This window comes from Agromyces humi, from assembly GCF_009720255.1.
Taxonomy (GTDB): domain Bacteria; phylum Actinomycetota; class Actinomycetes; order Actinomycetales; family Microbacteriaceae; genus Agromyces; species Agromyces humi.
The window spans coordinates 1-3,807 of the sequence record NZ_WJSP02000355.1 but is presented as its reverse complement, the minus strand read 5'-3'; the positions used below and the strand labels follow the sequence as shown (position 1 = coordinate 3,807).

The 3,807-nt window shown below is 70.2% G+C and carries 2 protein-coding genes and 2 pseudogenes; all 4 read left to right on the top strand.

Annotated elements, in window-relative coordinates; genetic code table 11:
- Nucleotides 1–299 (top strand): annotated as a pseudogene (locus GH736_RS18920) (hypothetical protein); the annotation flags it as partial.
- Nucleotides 296–2,809 carry a glycoside hydrolase family 65 protein gene (locus GH736_RS18915; protein ID WP_159606112.1) on the top strand — a complete coding sequence of 838 codons (2,514 nt, stop codon included), beginning with the start codon at nucleotides 296–298 and terminating at the stop codon, nucleotides 2,807–2,809. The pseudogene GH736_RS18920 and the gene GH736_RS18915, both read left to right, overlap by 4 nt.
- Nucleotides 2,810–2,874: 65 nt before the next feature.
- The gene (locus tag GH736_RS18910) at nucleotides 2,875–3,618 is read left to right on the top strand and encodes an FhaA domain-containing protein (protein ID WP_159606110.1); all 744 of its coding nucleotides are present in this window, start codon (nucleotides 2,875–2,877) and stop codon (nucleotides 3,616–3,618) included.
- Nucleotides 3,615–3,807: pseudogene (locus tag GH736_RS18905) on the top strand (FHA domain-containing protein FhaB/FipA); the annotation flags it as partial. The gene GH736_RS18910 and the pseudogene GH736_RS18905, both read left to right, overlap by 4 nt.

The window sequence follows — 3,807 nt, the reverse complement described above, 5'->3', positions numbered from 1 at the left end:
AGCGCGCCGCCGAGCTGCTCGGCCTGCCGACCGAGGCGTGCGCGGTCGTCGAGGACGCGGAGTCGGGCGTGAAGGCCGGCGCCGCCGGAGAATTCGGTATCGTCATCGGCGTCGATCGCGGCGTCGGCCGTGACGCGCTCGAGGAGCTCGGCGCCGACGTGATCGTCGACGAGCTCGACGAGCTGGTCCCGGCCGTGCAGCGCGCCGCCGCGGCATCCGGAACCGACACCACCCCCAGCGCCACCCCCCCCCCCCCCCCCCCCCCCACCCCAGGCTCCCCCCGAGAGGACCGTTCATGAGGTTCGCCGACCACGACCCGCTGAACCGCAACCGGTTCCCCATCGACGAGTGGGCGCTGGTCGAGACCGAGTTCGGCGTCGCCGACATGGGCCGCACCGAGACCCTGTTCGCCGTGGGCAACGGGTACCTCGGCCTCCGCGGCAACGTGGAGGAGGGCCGCGACGGCCACATGCACGGCACGTTCGTGAACGGCTTCCACGAGACGTGGCCGATCCGCCACGCCGAGGAGGCGTTCGGGTTCGCGCGCGTCGGGCAGACCATCGTGAACGCGCCCGACGCGAAGGTCATCCGCCTCTACGTCGACGACGAGCCGCTCGTGCTCACGATCGCCGAGATCCTCGCCTACGAACGACGGCTCGACTTCCGCCTCGGCTCCCTGCAGCGCTCGATCGAGTGGCGCACCCCGTCGGGCAAGCGGGTGCTCATCACGAGCCGGCGCATGGCGTCGTTCACCGACCGGCATCTCGCGGTCATCGACTACGAGGTCGAGATGCTCGACGCCGACGCGGCGGTGACCATCTCGAGCCAGATCCTCAACCGCCAGGACGGCCGCGACGAGTACCGCTCCGGTGTCAGCGAGGCGCCGGCCGGGTTCGACCCGCGCAAGGCGGAGCAGTTCATCGACCGCGTGATGCAGCCCCGCGTGAAGCGCGCCGAGGGCTCCCGCTACATGCTCGGCTACCAGACCACGAACTCCGGCATGACGATCGCGGTCGGCGCGGAGCACTCCATCGCGACCGAGAACGACTTCTCCGAGTCCGGCTCCATCGGCGACGACCTCGCGAAGCACATCTACCGAGTGCACGCGAAGCAGGGCAAGCCGATCCGGGTCACGAAGACGATCAGCTACCACACCGCTCGCACCGTGCCGGCGCGCGAGCTCGCGGACCGCAGCGATCGCACCCTCGACCGGGCCGCAGAGCTCGGCGTCGCCGAGATCTTCGCGCAGCAGCGCGCCTGGCTCGACGACTTCTGGGCGCGCTCCGACGTGCAGATCGCCGACCAGCCCGAACTGCAGCAGGCCACGAGGTGGAACCTGTTCCAGCTGGCGCAGGCCACGGCCCGCACCGACGGCGACGGCGTGGCGGCGAAGGGCGTGTCGGGCTCCGGCTATGGCGGCCACTACTTCTGGGACAGCGAGGTCTACGTCCTCCCCTTCCTCAGCTACACGGCCCCGATCGTCGCGCGCAACGTGCTGCGCTTCCGGCAGCGGATGCTCGACGCCGCCCGCGCCCGGGCGATGGAGCTGAACCAGCTCGGGGCCCTGTTCCCTTGGCGCACCATCAACGGCCAGGAGTCGTCGGCGTACTACGCCGCGGGCACGGCGCAGTACCACATCGATGCGGACATCTCCTATGCGCTGTGCCAGTACGTGGCGGCGACGGGCGACGTGGACTTCCTCGCCAGAGGCGCGATCGACATCCTCGTCGAGACCGCGCGCATGTGGGAGGACCTCGGCTTCTGGCGGTCGACCAACGCCGACGACGTGTTCCACATCCACGGGGTGACCGGCCCCGACGAGTACACGACCGTGGTCAACGACAACCTGTACACGAACGTGATGGCGCGCTTCAACCTCGCGTCGGCGGCATCCGCGGTCGACAACCTGCAGGTGAACGACCCCCTCGCCTACCACAAGATGGTCGCTCGGCTCGGGGTGACTCCCGCCGAGGTGGCGAGCTGGCGGCGGGCGGCGGCCCACATGCACATCCCGTACGACGAGCAGCTGGGGATCCACCCGCAGGACTCGGCGTTCCTGCAGAAGGAGCTGTGGGACCTCGAGAACACCCCCGAAGACCGCCGGCCGCTGCTGCTGCACTACCACCCGCTCGTCATCTACCGCTTCCAGGTGCTGAAGCAGGCCGACGTCGTGCTCGCGCTGTACCTCCAGGGCGACCGGTTCACCACCGAGATGAAGCGCGCCGACTTCGAGTACTACGACCCGCTGACCACGGGCGACTCGACGCTCTCGGCCGTCGTGCAGTCGATCATGGCCGCCGAGGTGGGGTACCACGAGCTCGCCATCCGGTACTTCCGTTCGGCGCTCTACGTCGACCTCGCCGACCTGCACCACAATGCCGCCGACGGCGTGCACGTCGCGTCGACCGGCGGAGTGTGGAGCGCCCTGGTGTCGGGATTCGGCGGATTCCGCGACCACAACGGCGTCTTCACCTTCGACCCGCGCCTGCCCGACGAGTGGACCGAGCTGGTGTTCCGCATCACGCTGCGCGGCACCCGGCTGCGCGTGACGCTGCGTCCGCAGTCGATCGAGTTCACCGTCGAGGTCGGCGACGAGGCCCGGGTGCGGGTGCGCGGCGCCGAGGTGCTGGTGACGAGCGAGGCCACCGTGACGGTGCCGCTCGAGGGCCAGGGACCGCGGCTCTACGGGGCCCCGACCATGCGCGATGTCACGGGCTCGCGGCGCGCCGACGGCACGTATCTCACCGCGTCGATCCCGACGCTCTCACTCGACGTCGACGAGGAGGAAACGGCGATTCCGGTCGACTGAACGAGGGGGTTCTCAGCCGCTGCGGCTAGCATGTCACACAATCACGGAACGGGATCGGGAGACCTGTGGGCCTACTGGACAACTTCGAGAAGGGTCTCGAACGCGCCGTCAACGGCGCCTTCGCGAAGACCTTCCGCTCGGGGCTGCAGCCCGTCGAGATCACCGCGGCGCTGAAGCGCGAGATCGACACGAAGGCGGCAGTGGTGTCGCGCGACCGCGTGCTCGTGCCCAACATGTTCACGGTCCGGATGTCGCCGACCGACCACGACCGCATGGCGGGCCTGGGCCCGGCCCTCATCGACGAGCTCACCGACCTCGTGCAGAAGCACGCCGCCAGCCAGCGCTTCCAGTTCGCGGGCGGCATCTCGATCAGCCTGCGGCCCGACGAGAGCCTCACCGAGGGCATGGTCCAGGTCGACTCGAGCAACGTGAAGGGCCAGGTCGCCTGGACGCCGGTGCTCGACGTCGCCGGCAAGCGCTACCCGATCCTGAAGGGCCGCACGGTGATCGGTCGCGGCAGCGAGGCCGACGTCACCCTCGACGACTCGGGCGCCTCCCGGCGACACGTCGAGGTGCAGTGGGACGGCACGAGGGCGCGCGTGCGCGACCTCGGCTCCACCAACGGCACGCAACTCAACGGCAGCCCCGTGAAGGACGCCGTGCTCGAGCCCGACTCGGTGATCACCATCGGCCGGTCCCGCATCGTCTTCCGCGTGCTCGCGCAGGCCTCCGGGCCCGCCGCGGGTCGCGCCGCCGACCCCGCCACCCAGCGCCACGACATGGGCGGGTTCTGGGGGCCCGGCGAATGAGCGAACTCACCCTCCTGGTCCTCCAGCTCGGATTCCTGCTGCTGCTCTGGGTCTTCATCTTCGCGATCGTCTATTCGCTGCGCAGCGACCTGTTCGGACAGCGCGTGCGCAAGCTGCAACCGGATGCCGCTGCCGCGACTCCTGCGCCGGCTGCGGCCTTCCCCGTGGCCGCTGCCGCCCCGGTCGCCG

Coding starts and splice junctions, on each gene's coding strand:
- GH736_RS18915 (WP_159606112.1), top strand. CDS start 296: ATGAGGTTCGCCGACCACGACCCGCTGAACCGCAACCGGTTCCCCATC.